17 protein-coding genes are annotated in these 17495 nt (G+C 50.4%); 13 read left to right on the forward strand and 4 right to left on the reverse strand.

Annotated features, from left to right (window positions below):
- Window positions 1-326: 326 nt before the first annotated feature.
- Window positions 327-1658, forward strand: a complete 1332-nt coding sequence (locus tag MKZ32_RS15185; protein WP_320412277.1) for an alkene reductase — start codon at window positions 327-329, stop codon at window positions 1656-1658.
- 397 nt (window positions 1659-2055) lie between these two features.
- Window positions 2056-2238, forward strand: a complete 183-nt coding sequence (locus MKZ32_RS15555; protein ID WP_320412278.1) for a hypothetical protein — start codon at window positions 2056-2058, stop codon at window positions 2236-2238.
- A 46-nt stretch (window positions 2239-2284) separates the two neighbouring features.
- Here the strand turns inward: MKZ32_RS15555 and MKZ32_RS15195 are convergent, their stop codons facing one another.
- The gene (locus MKZ32_RS15195; protein ID WP_239796587.1) at window positions 2285-3316 is read right to left on the reverse strand and encodes an IS30 family transposase; all 1032 of its coding nucleotides are present in this window, start codon (window positions 3314-3316) and stop codon (window positions 2285-2287) included.
- A gap of 101 nt (window positions 3317-3417) precedes the next feature.
- Entirely contained in the window at window positions 3418-4581 is a 1164-nt protein-coding gene (metK, locus tag MKZ32_RS15200) for a methionine adenosyltransferase (RefSeq protein WP_239798038.1), read from the reverse strand.
- Between the two features lie 69 nt (window positions 4582-4650).
- Here metK and MKZ32_RS15205 point away from each other — a divergent pair, with 69 nt between their 5' ends.
- Genes MKZ32_RS15205 through ubiD form a run of 3 tightly spaced genes read left to right on the forward strand, consistent with a single transcriptional unit; the run spans window position 4651 to window position 7864 of the window.
- Window positions 4651-5535 carry a lysophospholipid acyltransferase family protein gene (locus MKZ32_RS15205; protein WP_239798039.1) on the forward strand — a complete coding sequence of 295 codons (885 nt, stop codon included), beginning with the start codon at window positions 4651-4653 and terminating at the stop codon, window positions 5533-5535.
- Complete coding sequence (locus tag MKZ32_RS15210) at window positions 5532-6404, forward strand: lysophospholipid acyltransferase family protein (protein ID WP_239798040.1); 873 nt, start codon at window positions 5532-5534, stop codon at window positions 6402-6404. Before MKZ32_RS15205 ends, MKZ32_RS15210 begins: the two co-directional genes overlap by 4 nt.
- Window positions 6401-7864 (forward strand): 4-hydroxy-3-polyprenylbenzoate decarboxylase, encoded by a 1464-nt coding sequence (gene ubiD / locus MKZ32_RS15215; protein WP_239798041.1) that lies wholly within the window; start codon window positions 6401-6403, stop codon window positions 7862-7864. Before MKZ32_RS15210 ends, ubiD begins: the two co-directional genes overlap by 4 nt.
- A 9-nt stretch (window positions 7865-7873) precedes the next feature.
- Here ubiD and MKZ32_RS15220 read toward each other — a convergent pair whose 3' ends face one another.
- Window positions 7874-8875 carry a zinc-dependent alcohol dehydrogenase family protein gene (locus tag MKZ32_RS15220; protein ID WP_239798042.1) on the reverse strand — a complete coding sequence of 334 codons (1002 nt, stop codon included), beginning with the start codon at window positions 8873-8875 and terminating at the stop codon, window positions 7874-7876.
- Window positions 8876-9037: 162 nt separating this feature from the next.
- Between MKZ32_RS15220 and aroC the strand changes: the two genes are divergently transcribed.
- The gene (gene aroC, locus MKZ32_RS15225) at window positions 9038-10138 is read left to right on the forward strand and encodes a chorismate synthase (RefSeq protein WP_239798043.1); all 1101 of its coding nucleotides are present in this window, start codon (window positions 9038-9040) and stop codon (window positions 10136-10138) included.
- A 24-nt stretch (window positions 10139-10162) separates the two neighbouring features.
- Here aroC and MKZ32_RS15230 read toward each other — a convergent pair whose 3' ends face one another.
- A complete protein-coding gene (locus MKZ32_RS15230; protein WP_239798044.1) occupies window positions 10163-11443 on the reverse strand; it encodes an adenylate/guanylate cyclase domain-containing protein in 1281 nt (426 codons plus the stop codon).
- Window positions 11444-11695: 252 nt separating this feature from the next.
- Between MKZ32_RS15230 and mnmG the strand changes: the two genes are divergently transcribed.
- Genes mnmG through atpE form a run of 7 tightly spaced genes read left to right on the forward strand, consistent with a single transcriptional unit; the run spans window position 11696 to window position 17485 of the window.
- Entirely contained in the window at window positions 11696-13633 is a 1938-nt protein-coding gene (gene mnmG / locus MKZ32_RS15235) for a tRNA uridine-5-carboxymethylaminomethyl(34) synthesis enzyme MnmG (RefSeq protein WP_239798045.1), read from the forward strand.
- Window positions 13630-14250, forward strand: a complete 621-nt coding sequence (rsmG, locus tag MKZ32_RS15240) for a 16S rRNA (guanine(527)-N(7))-methyltransferase RsmG (protein ID WP_239798046.1) — start codon at window positions 13630-13632, stop codon at window positions 14248-14250. The genes mnmG and rsmG overlap by 4 nt, the downstream gene beginning before the upstream one ends.
- 3 nt (window positions 14251-14253) lie before the next feature.
- Window positions 14254-15033: a ParA family protein gene (locus MKZ32_RS15245; protein WP_239798047.1), complete on the forward strand. Its 780-nt coding sequence runs from the start codon at window positions 14254-14256 to the stop codon at window positions 15031-15033.
- Between the two features lie 16 nt (window positions 15034-15049).
- Entirely contained in the window at window positions 15050-15892 is an 843-nt protein-coding gene (locus MKZ32_RS15250; RefSeq protein ID WP_239798048.1) for a ParB/RepB/Spo0J family partition protein, read from the forward strand.
- 46 nt (window positions 15893-15938) lie between these two features.
- A complete protein-coding gene (locus MKZ32_RS15255; protein ID WP_239798178.1) occupies window positions 15939-16319 on the forward strand; it encodes an ATP synthase subunit I in 381 nt (126 codons plus the stop codon).
- Window positions 16320-16324: 5 nt separating this feature from the next.
- On the forward strand, window positions 16325-17185 hold the full coding sequence (atpB, locus tag MKZ32_RS15260) for a F0F1 ATP synthase subunit A (RefSeq protein WP_239798049.1): 861 nt from the start codon (window positions 16325-16327) through the stop codon (window positions 17183-17185).
- 57 nt (window positions 17186-17242) lie between these two features.
- Window positions 17243-17485, forward strand: coding sequence for a F0F1 ATP synthase subunit C (gene atpE, locus MKZ32_RS15265; protein WP_173054147.1), 243 nt, complete (start codon window positions 17243-17245; stop codon window positions 17483-17485).
- The last annotated feature ends 10 nt before the right edge of the window (window positions 17486-17495 follow it).

Here is a 17495-nt window from a genome sequence, read left to right on the forward strand (position 1 = left end):
AGGGACGCGCCAAAAGCGGCACATCTCTCAATTCAAACGGTGCGCCGTGTCTGGCCGTTACTTTGCTGGTTACAAGCCTATGGCCAGGTTTTTGCAAAGTCGAAAGCTAAGTAGAACGGCAAGGCAAATGCACAAAAACCGGGTATGAAACGCGGTGCATCTGAGGCAACTGAGTGAGGAGGCAATTGAATTGGACCGCCACAACTATAGCGGTTTAGTTAAAAGAACATTAGGCCATTGACCAAATTTATAAACGTTCGGGTTGATGAGCCAATAGAACAAGCTATAATAACTTTCTCTTTAAAGTATCTAACGACGACAAACTCATGCCAAACGACGACAAACTCATACCTAGTACCGACCAGCCTATGCCTGTTACCGGCAAGGCGTCTAAAAAAGACATACCCATGATTCCGATGAGTGACTGGGATATTGATGACAATCCTCCCATGGTTCCCGCTTATCCCGATGTTCCCAAGGCTCTCAACGAGAACCCCAATCTAGTCGCTGACCCCAGAAATTATCCAAAGAAAAAACCAGTCAAACGTGAATCCAGCCCTTCCGGGTGGACAGATATGTCACATATTCTGCCGCCGGAAATACATCCCTTGTATAGAAAGGGATGGCTCGGCGCGCTTGAGCTGAATAACCGAGTTGTTATGGCGCCAATGACCCGCAGCCGGGCTGCACTAGGCAATGTACCGAATGCGATGAATGCAATGTACTACTCTCAACGCTGTTGTGCTGGCCTGATCATTTCCGAACCCACTCAAGTTTCTGCTCAAGGAATTGGTTATCCGGGTACACCGGGCATAACCACCCGCGAACAGATAGACGGCTGGAAAATGGTGACTGCCCACGTTTCCAGAACGGGAGGCAAGATTTTTATGAACCTATCACATGTTGGACGGATCTCGCATCCCTCGCTGCAGCCATTCCAAAGTTTGCCAGTCGCGCCCTCTGCTATTCAGCCGGCAGGGGAGGTTTTCACACCACAAGGAATGGGGCCCTTCGTTACGCCCCGTGCGCTTGAAATTGCTGAGATGGCGGGTATCGTCGAGCAATATAGGCAAGCTGCGCTTAATGCCGAAGAAGCATGGCTGGACGGCATAGAAATCGATGCCGCGAATGGATATCTGCTCGACCAATTTTTGCGAGATAGCACGAATCAACGGACGGACGAGTACGGTGGCCCAATCGAGAATCGCAGTCGCTTGCTGTTTGAAGTCATTCAGGCAGTATGCAGTGTGTATCCATCGCAAAAAGTCGGCGTCCGTCTGTCCCCAGTCAACCCGTTAAACGATATTTTCGATTCGACACCGCAAGAGACCTTCGAATACGTCGCCGAACAATTGAATCGTTTCGATCTGGCTTACATACATGTAGTTGAAGAACATCCTTCAACATTCGATTTTAAGCGCCTACGAACCTTATTCAGAGGTAAATACATAGCAAATGGCGGTTACGATGCAGCACGTGCCGAGGCGGCGATTGTTGAGAAGACCGCTGATTTCGTATCATTCGGCGCTCTCTTTATTGCCAACCCAGATTTACTATTGCGGTTGCGGGAACGCAGAGATTACAACGCACCAGATGTAGCAACGTTCTATGGCGGCGATACAGCTGGCTACATCGATTATCCATCGTTGCCATTTTAGTGTCGCAGTAATAAGGAGAGTTGTGTTTAGTCGAGGTAAGTGATTACTCAATATCAAACATCAAAGGGGATGTTTTTAAATATTGAGTTCCTATGCACTAAACATCTCTGATGGCAGAGGAATGCTCAGGGGAGCTGGGAGCAAGTGAATGAACAGAGATTTTAGGCTCCCGCTCAGCCTGTCAACCTAACAATTTCACAAGCTCATGAATTCGATAACGACAAAAGCAAACTTGATTAAAAATGTTGTCATTGTGGCGGCAATATTATTCGCTCTCTGCGCTCTTTATCTGTGGTTTGCTTTTACCTGGAGCTATTCAACTGGTGAACGAGCTGGATATGTTCAAAAATTTTAAAAAACAGGATGGGTATGTAAAACATGGGAAGGTGAATTAAGTATGATGTCTCTTCCTGGTCAAGTCCCTGAAAAATTCCACTTCACTGTCAGAAATAATACCGTTGCTGAAAAGATCAATCAAAGTCTCGGTAAAAAAATAGCTCTCAATTACGATCAATACAAAGGGCTTCCAACAAGTTGTTTCGGTAATACGGAGTTTTTGTTTCCAATGTTAAAAATATAGAATAAATTTTTTTAACCATGGCGGATTCAAGAACCAACCACAACAGTTAATGTTTAGTCGCGAATTTAGCGAATTCCATATTGAGCAGGAGCTCGTTGTAAACCGCTACGGGTGTTCGAAATCCGAGCGATTTCCTCGGACGTGTATTTAAACTCCAAGCAATTTCATCCAACTGTTCTTGCGTGTAGGTCGACAGGTCTACTCCCTTCGGCAAATACTGGCGCAGCAGTCCGTTCGTATTTTCGTTCAAGCCGCGTTGCCACGGGCTGTGCGGGTCGCAGAAGTAAACCGCCATACCCGTTCGTTCAGTCAGTTGCACGTGTTTGCTCATCTCGCGCCCCTGATCGTAGGTGAAGGTCTTGCGTAGCTCTGGCGGAATTGCACTGAGCGCTTCACTGAAACCGTCCAGGGCAGATTGCGCCGTGCCATCAGCCATTTTGGCTAACACCACCAGTAATGTAGTGCGTTCGACCAGCGTGCCGACTGAGGAACGGTTCATCGCACCTTTGATCATGTCGGCTTCCCAGTGCCCCGCTATCAAACGATCCGCCACTTCCGGCGGACGCAGGTGGATGCTCTGCATTTCTGCGATATGTCCGCGACCATCTGGAGCACGGGTCTTGGAACGGCGCTTGTCACGACTCCAGCGTAAGCTGGCAATCAATTCACGGCGCAGTTCACCACGCGGCATGGCGTAAAGGGTGTGGTAAATCGTTTCATGGCTTACACGTTGTGAAGGCTGATCTGGGTACATACTTTTAAGTGTGCCTGCAATTTGCTCAGGTGACCATTTCTTCTTGAGATGTTCCTTCACAACTTCAAACAACGGATTCCCCTCCACGAGCTTCAATGGCCTACGGGGCTTGATTCGCAAACGGCGTGCCTGTTCGCCAGCCAAGGAGGCAACGTAGCCAGACTCACATCCCAAATCTCGTGCAATCTCGTTTGAGATAGTGCTTGGCGAGCGTTTCAAGAATCGCCCAATTTCCCTCAGTCCACTTCCTTCTCGTTTCATTAGCATAATCGTCGCGCGCTCTTCAGCATTCAACTGCTTGTAATGCTTTCCTGATTTCTCCATTCCAACACCTTAACCTCTCCAAGGTGTTGCGGTTGGTTATTGAGCGCGCCCATTCTTAAGCCTGCGCTTGACGAAACCCTTCGTAATTAATTTGCTGAGATTTATAGCCCAGCCTCAGCTCGCAGGGCAGATGCCTTATCTGTTGCTTCCCAGGTAAATCCTGGTTCTTCACGGCCGAAGTGGCCATAGGCAGCAGTACTGGTATAAATTGGGCGCAATAGATCGAGCATTTGCACAATACCTTTTGGCCGCAGGTCAAAATGTTTTTTTACCAACTCCGCAATCTTTTCGTCAGAAATTTTTCCAGTGCCATAACTGGTGACCCACACACTGGTGGGCAGAGCCACGCCAATCGCGTAGGAAATCTGGATCAGGCACTTGCTGGCCAAACCAGCAGCTACAATATTCTTGGCGATATAACGACCAGCGTAGGCCGCTGAACGATCTACTTTGGATGGATCCTTGCCGGAAAATGCACCCCCGCCGTGCGGAGCGGAACCCCCATAGGTGTCCACAATAATTTTGCGCCCTGTCAAGCCGCAATCACCTTGCGGGCCACCGATCACAAAACGGCCAGTCGGATTTACCAAATACTTAATGTCGCCTTTGATTAGTTCCTGCGGTAGCACGGGCTTGATAATATCTTCAATTACAGCTTCACGAATGGTCTCTAACGACATTTCAGGGGAGTGCTGAGTAGATAACAATACCGTGTCAATGGAGTGTGGCTTGCCATCCTCATAACGGATAGTAACTTGCGCTTTAGCATCCGGACGCAACCAATTAAGGCGGCCATCACGGCGAAGTTGCGACTGACGCTCGACCACGCGATGCGCCAGATAAATCGGTAGCGGCATCAACGTTGGTGTTTCATCGCAAGCGTAACCGAACATCAGACCTTGATCGCCTGCCCCCTGATCCATGTATTCATGAGATGCGCGATCAACGCCTTGAGCGATGTCCGGACTTTGCTTGTCATAAGCAACCAGCACGGCACAACCTTTGTAGTCTATGCCATATTCGGTATTATCATAGCCAATGCGCTTGATGCAATCGCGCGCCACGTTGATATAGTCCACATTAGCGCTGGTGGTTATTTCACCGGCAAGTACCACGAGGCCTGTGTTGACTAATGTCTCAGCGGCTACTCGCGCATAGGGGTCTTGCGCTAGAATAGCATCCAAAATGGAATCGGAAATTTGATCCGCAACTTTGTCGGGATGGCCTTCAGATACTGATTCGGATGTAAACAGAAATTCGCTCATAGCGCTCCATGGTAGGGTTGGTTGAGAAAGTAATTCATTATAGCAATAACTCGGTTGTAATTAGCCCCCATGATATCTTCCCTTGTAGCCTGGTTATTCAATTTGATAGCACGTTTGCCGCTGAGTGCGTTACATCGTCTAGGAGCCGCGCTGGGCAGATTGACTTATCGTCTGTCCGATAAGTATGCCGAACGGATGCGCGAAAATCTCGGTCATGCATGGAAAGGACGTCCCCAAGCAGATTTTCGCAAGGTGTTGAACGCCAGCATAGTTGAAACTGGCAAGGGGGCGGCCGAGTTGCTGTGGATTTGGTGCCGACCGCTAGCAGAGGTGACCGCCAGCGTCAAAGCATGCTATGGCTGGGAGCATATCGAAGCGGCACGTGCACGTGGCAAGGGGGTAATTTTTTTAACGCCCCACTTGGGATGTTTCGATGTATCAGCCCTATATGTCGCTGAACACATGCCACTCACCGTACTGTATCGCCCTCCTAAGTTAATTTGGCTAGAGCATGTGATGCGTAGCGGTCGCGAACGAGCCCAATTGCGGCTAGCGCGTACCGATGTGGGCGGGGTGCGCCAGCTATATAAAGCACTCAAGCGGGCTGAAGCAATAGGGCTTTTGCCCGATCAGGTGCCCGGCAATGGAGAGGGAGAATGGGCAGATTTCTTTGGGCGACCCGCCTACACCATGACGTTGATTGGGCGCTTGGTGAAATCCAGCGGCGCCTCGGTAGTGATGACATCCGCCGAACGATTGACGCATGGGTCGGGATATATCCTACGTTTCACGCCACTCGATTTCGTTGTTGATTTACCCATAAGCAGGCAGGTCAATGCGGCACTGGAAGAGTTGGTGCTCATGAATCCTGCACAATATTTGTGGAGTTATAATCGTTACAAGATTCCAGCAGGCATTAAGCCAGCCATCACGCAAGACGTGAATCCAATATGATGGTGCGTTTTGGTGTTTTTCTGCTGTGGCTACTGCATTTCCTTCCATACCGACTGCAAGGGTGGATCGGTAATGCCCTGGGAACGCTGCTTTATCTGTTTACAGCCAGGCGGCGGCGCGTGGCACGTATCAATTTGCGTTTATGTTTCCCCGAATTGAGCGAAGCAGCGAGATCGCGGCTAATACGACAGAATTTTAACGCCTTCGGTCGCAGCATTGTGGAGCGAGGTATTTTATGGTGGAGCAGCCGCGAGCGCATCCAGAAGTTGATACGGGTTGAAGGAGCGGAGCATTTTCAAAACGCACTCGGCAATCCACTGATATTGCTTACGGCACATTTTGCCGCTCTGGATGTCGGCGGAGCCTGGATTACCCAGTATACGGATGGGGTTAGTGTGTACTCCAAACAAAAAAATACTTACATGCAAAACTTGGTGTTGCAGAAACGCGCGCGTTTCGGCAAGCAACTGTTATATGCGCGACAAGCGGGGATGCGCCCGGTAGTAAAGTCATTACGCGAGTGTCGGCCATTTTATTATTTTACGGATCAAGATTGGACCACCAAGGATGGTGTGTTCGTTCCATTCTTTGGCATACCCGCAGCTACGTTGGCGACTCTGCCTCGCCTGATAACAATGACTAACGCAAAAGTGGTACCGTGTATTACACGAGTATTGCCGGATTATCAAGGGTATGAGGTGCGCTTCTATCCCGCGTGGGAAAACTATCCTACCGATGATTTAATAGCCGATACCCGCCGCATCAACGAATTCATCGAACAGCGAGTGCGGGAAATGCCGGAACAATATTTCTGGCTGCACAGACGATTTAAAACTCGGCCCGAGGGCGAAGAAAGTTTTTACAAATGAAATATCGTGACCTGCGCGATTTTATCTCGCAATTAGAAAAACTGGGTGAACTCAAGCACGTGATTACGTCAGTTTCTCCCTATCTGGAGATGACGGAAATCTGCGACCGCGTGTTGCATGCACAAGGTCCTGCTGTGCTGTTTGATAATCCTGCGGGGCACAACATGCCAGTTCTGGCGAATTTATTTGGCACACCACACCGCGTGGCATTGGGCATGGGTGAGGAAAGCGTAACGGCATTGCGCGAAGTAGGTAAATTGCTGGCTTACCTGAAAGAACCCGAGCCGCCCAAAGGTTTGAAAGATGCCTGGAACAAGTGGCCGATATTAAAGCAGGTATTAAATATGACGCCCAAGGTAGTTTCGAGCGCTGCCTGTCAGGAAGTCGTATGGGAAGGCAGCGAAGTAGACCTGAGCAGGCTGCCCATACAAACTTGCTGGCCAGGAGATGTAGCACCACTGATTAGCTGGGGGCTGGTGGTTACCCGTGGCCCCAACAAACCGCGCCAGAATCTTGGTATTTACCGCCAGCAGGTGATCGCGCCCAACAAAGTCATTATGCGCTGGCTGGCGCATCGCGGAGGAGCGCTGGATTTTCAGGAGTGGTGCAAAACGTATCCGGGCCAGCCGTTTCCCCTGGCAGTGGTGATCGGTGCCGACCCGGCTACCATTTTAGGCGCGGTCACCCCAGTGCCGGACAGCTTGTCTGAATATCAATTTGCCGGCTTATTACGGGGATCGAAAACCGAATTGGTTAAATGTATCGGTAACAGTTTACAAGTGCCTGCCAGCGCCGAGATCGTGCTTGAAGGAATAATTCACCCCCATGATATCGCGCTGGAAGGCCCGTTTGGTGACCATACTGGTTATTACAATGAGCAGGAAAAATTTCCGGTATTCACCATTGAGCGCATCACCATGCGTCGCAATCCCATTTATCACTCCACCTATACCGGCAAACCGCCAGATGAGCCAGCCATTTTGGGCGTGGCATTGAACGAAGTGTTCGTACCACTTCTACAGAAGCAGTTTCCCGAAATTTCGGATTTTTACCTGCCGCCGGAAGGCTGTTCTTATCGTCTGGCAATTGTATCCATGAAGAAGCAGTATCCGGGACATGCCAAGCGCGTGATGTTCGGCATCTGGTCCTATCTGCGCCAGTTCATGTATACCAAGTTCATCATCGTGGTGGATGACGACATCGATATCCGTAAATGGCAGGAAGTCATCTGGGCGATCACCACACGCGTCGATCCCACACGCGACACACTCCTGGTGGACAATACACCTATTGATTATCTGGACTTCGCCAGCCCGGTATCCGGCCTAGGCAGCAAGATGGGACTGGATGCGACCAACAAATGGCCGGGTGAAACGCAACGCGAGTGGGGCACGCCCATTGCGATGGACGACGCAACCAAACGCCGTGTAGATGCAATGTGGGTGGAGCTTGGCTTGTAGTTGCCCGTATTAATCCATCACCAGCACGACCTTACCGGTGACGCCACCTTGCTCGATGAGGCGGTGTGCTTGGGCAACATCTTTCAATGGCAACATCCTATTCACCAGCACGCCGAGTTTGCCCGTTTCAATTAGCTGCGCCCCCTGTTCCAGTATTTTGCGCTGACGAATACGCTCGTCATGCAAATGCATAATTTGCGGGGTGAGCATTAGTTCGTAGCACAACGACAGATTGCGCAGTCGCGCCAGTTGGGTGTCAGCCAGTGACAGCGGGGTAGACAGCAAGCTGACCACTTTTCCGCCAATGCGCGCTGCATTCAACGAGCGCAGGAAAACCTCGCCACCTACCGTGTCAAATATCACGTCCACGCCCTTATCAGCGGTCCATACAAGTACTTCCCGCACGAAGTCCTGCTCGCGGTAATTAATTATTTTTTCTGCACCGAGACCCTGCACCAGCCCGGCTTTTTTATCATCGCTTACCGTTACCGCGACATGCGCGCCAAGATGGTGGGCGAGTTGCACGGCAATATGCCCGACACCCCCCGCCGCGGCATGGATGAGGATAGTTTGTTTGGCTTGCAGATTAACGCGTTCGATCAGTGCTTCCCACACGGTGATCAGTACCAGCGGGAGCGCAGCACTCTCATGCAGGCTGAGGTTGGCTGGTTTAAAAGCGCAGTAGTCTTCATGCACGTTGGTATATTCGGCATAGCAGCCGGGCTCGTCGCCAATGCCACCGTTGCAGAAGTAGACCGCATCACCGACTGTAAAACGTGTCACGGCCGTGCCGATGACATCTACGATACCTGCACCATCACAACCCAGAATCGCGGGAAGTTTGTCGGGGTAATAGGCTGGCTTAGTGCGCAACTTGGTGTCCAGCGGATTGATGCCCGCGGCGGCCAGCTTGACCCGCACATAGTGTTCTGAGGGTAGTTCGGGTAGGGGGATTTCACGCGGTTGCAACACATCGGGGCTGCCCGCTGCGGTCATTAAAATTGCTTTCATTTACATAGCCAAGAATGGATGGTTAGCGGGGTAATCGGGCCAAAGGCGCAAATCACCCGAAAATCTCTCAGATAATATCATTGCACACCAACCGCATAGTTGGAGCGACTTGAGAGAGATGTGATATGTTAAACTTGCTTCATAAATTTAGCGAGTTTAACCATGTCGGGAAATACATTTGGTACTTTATTCTGCGTGACATCTTTCGGCGAATCGCATGGAGCTGCGATCGGTTGCGTGGTAGATGGTTGTCCGCCTGGGATGGCATTAAGCACAGCAGACATTCAACGCGAACTGGATCGACGTAAGCCTGGCACTTCGCGCCACGTCACCCAAAGGCGCGAGACAGACACGGTAGAAATTTTATCCGGCATATTTGAAGGCAAGACCACTGGCACACCGATTGCATTGTTGATCCGCAACGAAGACCAACGTAGCAAAGACTACGGTAACATCGCCGAAAGCTTTCGTCCCGGCCATGCCGATTATACGTATTGGCAGAAATACGGCATCCGCGACCATCGCGGTGGCGGGCGGGCGTCTGCGCGCGAGACCGCCGTGCGCGTAGCGGCTGGGGCGATTGCGAAAAAGTGGCTGAATGAGCGTTATGGTGTTGTGATACGTGGCTATCTATCGCAATTGGGTGAAATAGTGGTGCCATTCAAGAATTGGGATGCCGTCACCAGCAATCCCTTCTTTGTCGCCGATGACAGTTATGTTGAGCAACTGGAAGCGTACATGGATGCGCTGCGTAAATCCGGCGATTCCATCGGTGCAAAGCTCACGGTCGTGGCTGAACATATGCCTGTGGGCTGGGGCGAGCCGGTATATGATCGTCTCGATGCCGACATTGGCTACGCCATGATGAGCATTAATGCTGTAAAAGGAGTAGAGATTGGCGCCGGCTTCGCTTCAGTAACACAGAGAGGTAGTGAGCATGGTGACGAAATCACTCCGCAAGGTTTTTTATCCAACCACGCTGGCGGCATACTGGGCGGCATTTCCACTGGACAGGATATTGTGGCGCATGTCGCCATAAAACCCACTTCCAGCATCCGCCTGCCGCGCCGCTCCATCAATAAAGCGGGTGAACCAACGCTCGTAGAAACCCATGGTCGTCACGACCCGTGCGTAGGTATTCGCGCTACGCCTATCGCCGAAGCCATGCTGGCCTTGGTACTGATCGACCATGCTCTGCGCCACCGAGCTCAGAACGCAGACGTGGTATGCACCACACCGAAAGTTCCGGGCAAGATCGACTAGCATTCGAAATCCCATGTCATACAACTACTTTGCCATTTGCCTGGCCGCGTTGTTGCTGACTTGATACGCTGCATAGCGCGGTAACGCAAAGCGTTCCAAATACCAACCGGATGGCATGGCGTGACGTAATTTTTGTTCTGTATCTTCACTGATCAGGATGCGCGCACTTGCAGTACGCGCTTGGTCACACAGATGCGCGGCCAAATTGACGGGGGCACCCATGATCGTAAAGATACTGGCACCACTGTAACCCATGCGGCGTCCGTAAACCGGCCCGCTCGCAATGCCTATCCGGTGATCCAGCAAATCTAGCGCGTAATTCAAACGTTGCCATTCCTGTTTGATCTCAGAAAACTCACGTTGCATTTCGAGCGCCGCTCGCAGCGCTTTCGGTGCATTTTCAGCACCTGCTGTTTCAAAGCTCAGCATCATGCCATCTCCCAGATATTTATCGATGCGTGCGCCGTGCTGTATACCAATTGCACCCAAACGCTCCAGATACTCATCCACCAACGCGGTCGCATCGGCCACCGCCAGTTGTTGAAACAGCAAGTCGGAATTGGTGATATCGGTAAACAGAATCGTGGCTTGATTGATGTGCGGATCAAGCACGACACCCAAATGCACCAGGTTGACCGGATCAGCAATGATGTTTGAAACCGCCAACGCCAACTTGACGCAGATCGGTTCGATTTTTTTCTCATCCTCAACCGTAAATGGCGTAGTGCAATCCTCATTGAGAAACTGCACCACACCAACCAACTCACTGCCAAATTTCAACAAAGGCTTGGTAAGAATATTATTCGATTGAAAACCGGATTTGGTATCCAGCCGTTTTTCATGCGCTTTATTCACCATCGAAGGCAAGTAAATTGAAGTCTTGCGTGACAGGTATACTTCTCCGGCTTGACTACCATGCAAATCAATTTGCATTTTGACCACGCTCTGTGCAGCCGGGCCATGCGCAATCAGAAACACCAAGGCTTGATCAGAATAAGGATTGCGAATAATAATGGAGTCGGCCACTGCGCGAATTTGGCTGCGCGCATCAGCCAACAATGTGTCGAGCTGTTCCTTGTGCTGCTGCATTTCCAGCAAACCTTGATGCAATAACTCGTTAGAGCGTTTTTGCTGTTCCAGCGCCGCCTCCAGCTTGATCACTTTTGTTTTTTCGACTTCCACGGTTTCTTCCAACCGCTTTTGCTCCCGAAAAAATTTCCAGCACGCCAAGGCAATCGCAAATACCGGCGCCAGCCAAGCCGTCGAAATTTGTGTCGGAATCAGTTTTAGAAAGTTATCAAACATCGCTTACCCCCCGATCATGATGCTTAGCGGATTATGCGCCGTGACGTTCAAGATTTCCATGCCCTGCAATCCTGCGACCTTCGCTACATATTGCTTGGCCGCCTAAACCGCTTAAAAATTAAGTAATAATTGTTTCACGTGAAACAACTAGTGGGAGGGTTTTCTGCCTTCGTAACATTTTGATGTATGATGCGCCCCTCCGTTTCATCAAGCAAATTACCGTTCCTGTAACCAACCGATCAAGAACACAAGATGGATTTCCCGAAAAAATTCGATGTAATTGTTGTGGGTGGCGGTCACGCCGGGACAGAGGCTGCGCTTGCTAGCGCACGCATGGGTTGCACCACTTTATTACTCACGCATAACATAGAAACACTCGGAATAATGTCGTGCAACCCATCCATTGGCGGCATAGGCAAGGGGCATTTAGTCAAGGAAATAGATGCCTTGGGTGGTGTTATGGCGGCGGCCGCTGATGAGTCGGGCATCCAATTTCGCATCCTCAACTCTTCTAAAGGCCCAGCAGTACGCGCCACGCGCGCTCAGGCAGATCGAATACTATACAAGCAGGCCATTCGCAAGCGCTTAGAAAACACCTCTAACCTTTGGTTATTTCAGCAGGCGGTGGATGATTTACTGGTAGAAAATGGTAAGGTATGTGGGGTTTCTACCCAGCTGGGCTTACGTTTTGCTGCAAAAACCGTTGTACTGACAACCGGGACTTTCCTTTCTGGCCTGATTCACATTGGACAAACCAACTACCAGGCAGGGCGGGCGGGCGATCCGCCCTCTTTTAGCTTAGCGCAATGTTTGCGCGAACTTAAGTTACCGATGGGCCGATTGAAGACTGGCACACCGCCGCGCCTTGATGGGCGCAGCATTGATTATTCCGTGATGAACGAGCAACCTGGTGATATGCCGGTGCCGGTGTTCTCATTCATGGGACGAGTGCAGCAGCATCCGCAACAATTATCTTGCTGGATTACCCATACCAATCAACGCACGCACGATATTATTCGCGGTGGGTTAGATCGTTCTCCCATGTTCACCGGGGTAATCGAGGGTGTGGGGCCACGCTATTGCCCGTCTATCGAGGACAAAATCACGCGCTTTGCCGACAAAGAATCACACCAGATTTTTTTGGAACCGGAAGGGTTGACTACTCACGAAATCTATCCAAACGGAATTTCCACCAGCTTGCCTTTCGATGTACAGCTGGCACTAGTGCGTTCTATAAAAGGCTTGGAGAATGCGCATATCACACGCCCTGGCTATGCAATTGAATATGATTATTTTGATCCGCGCGGTTTAAAACATTCATTGGAAACCAAGGCTATAACTGACCTATTCTTTGCCGGGCAAATTAATGGCACCACAGGATACGAGGAAGCGGCCGCCCAAGGTTTACTGGCAGGCATTAATGCCGCATTGCGTGCGCTTGGCAAAGAAAGTTGGTGCCCGCGTCGCGATGAGGCCTATCTGGGCGTGCTGGTCGATGACTTGATTACGCGTGGCGTGTCTGAGCCATATCGTATGTTTACCAGTCGGGCCGAATATCGCCTGCAACTGCGTGAAGATAACGCAGACCTGCGTTTAACAGAAATCGGGTGGCGCCTGGGTGTGGTAGATGATGCCCGTTGGCAAGCATTTGAGTTGAAGCGCGCTGCAATTGCACTTGAACAAGAACGACTGAAATCCACTTGGGTTAACCCCAAGTTGTTACCACAGGAAGATGCGGAGCGTGTGCTGGGCAAAGGGATAGAGCGCGAATATGCGCTACATGAACTTTTGCGCCGTCCCGATGTGACCTATGCCAGCCTAATGACTTTGCCTGGGGCAGGTGAGCCGGTGGTCAATGAAAAAGTGGCAGAGCAGGTGGAAATTCAAGCCAAGTATCACGGCTACATCGAGCGACAGCGCGATGAGATAGCACGCAACGAGAATAATGAAAACATGCGATTGCCTGAAGTAATGGATTATCGTACGGTGCTTGGCCTATCAATTGAGGTGCAGCAAAAACTCAATCAACACATGCCAGAGACAGTAGGAGAAGCAGCCCGTATTTCCGGGATAACGCCGGCGGCGGTTTCCCTGTTATTGGTTCATCTGAAACGCGGTTTTCGGAGTGTTGTAATGACAACAGATGTTAAAGAACCACCAGAAGGCGAGAAAGTGCAGAAAAGCGCGTGAATCAGGCCAAGGAGCTGGCACTGGGTATCACGCAACTGGGGCTGGATGTCGCACCAGAAGTACAGCGTAAGTTGTTAAGTTATCTCGAGTTGTTGCAAAAATGGAATCGGGTTTATAACCTGACGGCAATTCGTCAGCCGGCGCAGATGATAAGCGGTCATTTACTTGACAGCCTTGCCGTGTTGCCACATTTATGGCCTGGTCGTTGGCTAGACGTTGGTTGCGGTGCAGGTCTGCCCGGTTTGATATTGGCACTATTGCGCCCGGAATGGACCTTCGTCCTTCTGGATAGTAATAGCAAAAAAACAAGTTTTGTGCAGCAAGTGAAAATCGAACTGGAATTACGCAATATAAGCATTTACTGCGCACGCGTGGAAACCTGGCAAGCGGAGGAGAAATTTGATGGCATCATTTCCCGAGCTTTCGCAGAGACTGCAAAATTTGTTGCGCTAACGCGTCATTTGCTGGCTCAAGAAGGGCGTTGGGTCGCCATGAAGGGAGATTCGCAACAAGAACTGGGACGGTTGCCAAACAATGTCAGCGTGGAAAAAATTATTCCGTTGCAAGTGCCGGAGTTAGCCGCCGCGCGCTGTCTGATTATGTTGAAATTCACTTGAATTATGGCCAAGATACTAGCGATTACCAATCAAAAGGGAGGGGTGGGTAAAACTACCACATCAATTAATCTAGCTGCGAGTCTGGCGGCCGTTAAGCAGCGTGTATTGTTGATTGATCTTGATCCCCAAGGTAATGCCACGATGGGCAGCGGTATTAACAAACGTGATTTGTCGGCAACCATTTACCACGTGTTGCTGGGAAGTAAAACCCTGCATGAAGTTCGTCTTCATTCGGAAGCCGGAAATTATGACGTGCTGCCGGCGAACCGTGATCTGGCTGGTGCCGAAATTGAACTGGTTGATTTGCCACAGCGTGAAACCCGGCTTAAGGAAGCTCTACAAGCCGTGACGACTGAATATGATTATGTATTGATTGACTGTCCTCCCGCTTTAAATCTGCTTACCCTCAACGGGCTGTGTGCGGCAAGGTCAGTCATGATTCCGGTGCAATGCGAATATTATGCCCTGGAAGGGCTTAGCGACTTGGTCAATACCATCCGAAAGGTGCGGGCAAACCTTAATCCGGATCTTGAAATTGAGGGTTTGCTGCGCACCATGTTCGATCCACGTAATACATTGGCTTTGCAGGTATCCGAACAATTGCAGCAACACTTTGGCGAGAAAGTTTACCGTACTATTATCCCGCGTAATGTGCGGTTGGCAGAAGCACCCAGCTACGGTGTGCCGGTACTTCACCATGACAAACCTTCCAAAGGTGCGCAGGCTTATCTAGCTCTTGCAGGCGAATTGCTCAATAAGGCGGCGCAATCAGTACCAGCCTAATCTAGAAGGAAATGACTTGGCAAAACCAAACAAAGGATTAGGACGCGGCTTGGATGTTCTGCTGTCCGGTAGTGACAAAGAACAGGGCGACGTATTGAGTGAGATGAAGGTTGATGAACTCAAACCTGGCAAGTATCAGCCGCGCAGTCGTATGGATGAAGCCTCACTCAATGAACTGGCCGCTTCGATCAAAGTACAGGGCGTTATGCAGCCGATCCTGGCGCGTTTGTTACCAAATGGTAGTCACGAGATTATTGCTGGAGAACGCCGCTGGCGTGCCGCCCAGCTGGCTGGTCTGGTCCAAGTGCCGGTATTGGTGCGCAAGGTGGCGGACAACGCCGCACTGGCCATGGCGTTGATCGAAAACATCCAACGTGAAGATCTCAATCCACTAGAAGAGGCTGTCGGTATTCAGCGCCTGATAGACGAATTCAAGATGACACACATGGCGGCCGCCGATGCGGTAGGGCGTTCGCGCAGTGCGACCAGCAACCTGTTGCGCCTGCTCAAGCTGCCGCAGTCGGTGCAGGGCATGTTGATGGGGGGTGACCTCGATATGGGCCACGCCCGAGCGCTACTAGGACTCGATGGCGCGCAGCAGATCACTGCCGCCACCAAAATCATAACGGACGGGCTGTCGGTGCGCGAGGCAGAAAAGCTGGTGCACAATTTGCTGAGTCCCGTACCGCAACACAAAAAGGTCAAACCCAGTCGAGATACCCTGCAATTGCAGGAAGATATTGCCCAGCATCTCGGCACCAATGTGCAAATCAAGGCAGGTAAAAAGGGCGCAGGCAAGCTGGTTATCAACTACACCAGCCATGATCATTTGGCCGAGCTAATCGCACGTTGGAAATAAGCCCCAGAAAATAAATCGTTGACGCCAGCAAGCGAGATTGAGTAGAATGCCGGGCTTCGAAGGATTAGGGGCGGTTGTGGGCAGTGCGGTTCGCCGGATTATTTTGATTCAGCTAGCTGTAACCATAGCGATGGCATTGTTGATGCTGATGTACCTGAATGTAGCTGCCGCAGTCTCGGCTTTTGCTGGAGGAGCGGTAGGCTTTCTAACCAGCTTGGTTTATGCTAAAAAAATGTTCGCGCCGCTTGGCAGCGAACCAAAAACAATAATAATGGCGCATTACCGCGCCGAGGCTTACAAGCTGGTATTCACCATTCTATTGTTCTCTTTGGTCTTCACGCAATTTAAAGAAGTGCATGTGTTGCCGCTGTTTGTGGCATATATTGCAACGTTGATGGTTTATTGGGTAGCACTAATTTTTGTGTAAAGTTTATGAGCACTGAAGGTCTGACGACATCCGCTTATATTAAGCACCATCTTCAAAATCTGACCTGTTCCATTCAGGAGGGTCATTTCCATTGCGCGCATTCTGCCGAAGAAGCTAAGGCAATGGGGTTCTGGGCGTTCAACATGGACACCATTTTGGTGTCGCTGGTACTAGGACTGACGTTCTTATTCCTTTTCAGCAGGGTAGCAAAGAACATAAGTGCCGATGCGCCGAGTGGCATGCAGAATTTTGTGGAATGGGTGGTCGAATTTATTGACAGCAGCGTGCGCGGCTCATTTTCCGGACGCAATGCATTGGTTGCCCCGCTGGCGCTCTCAATTTTTGCTTGGATTTTCCTAATGAACCTGATGGATCTGGTTCCTATCGACTATGTGTCGTTGATTACCCAGCCAATGGGCATTGGTCATTTTAAGCTGGTTCCTACAACGGATCCGAATGCTACGATAGGTATGGCCATCGGCGTATTCCTGCTAGTACTTTTTTTCAGTATTAAGGTTAAGGGTCTGGGTGGTTTTGTCGGTGAATTGACGCTACAGCCATTTGGTAAATTTGGCTTGCCAGTCAATCTGTTTCTAGAAGGCGTCAACCTGATTGCCAAACCGGTTTCATTGGCATTACGTTTGTTCGGTAATATGTATGCTGGTGAAATGATATTCATCCTGATCGCCCTCATGGGCGCATCTTGGGTAAGCTTTTCTTTTTCCAGCACGCTGTTGTTCAGTTCACAGATTATACTTTCATTGGGATGGGCGATTTTCCATATCCTGATTGTCACACTACAAGCCTTTATTTTCATGACGCTGACTATCGTTTATTTGGACATGGCGCATCAGGAACATCATTAAAAAATGATAAATTTATTTTCTTAAACACTTAACTTTTACTGATAGGAGAAGAAACAAATGGATACGGCACAAGCACTGCTTTATATCGCCGGCGCGATCATGATGGGGCTCGGCGCTTTGGGTGCCGCAGTAGGTATTGGCATTCTGGGTGGCCGCTTCCTTGAGGGCGCTGCTCGTCAGCCTGAACTAATTCCGATGCTGCGTACCCAGTTCTTCGTGGTCATGGGCTTGGTTGATGCTGTTCCGATGATTGCGGTCGGTATTGCCATGTATGTTCTGTTTGCAGTGGCAGGCCAATAAGCCTGCGTGC

Origin of the sequence: Candidatus Nitrotoga arctica (assembly GCF_918378365.1) — a bacterium.
GTDB classification, from domain to species: Bacteria; Pseudomonadota; Gammaproteobacteria; order Burkholderiales; family Gallionellaceae; genus Nitrotoga; species Nitrotoga arctica.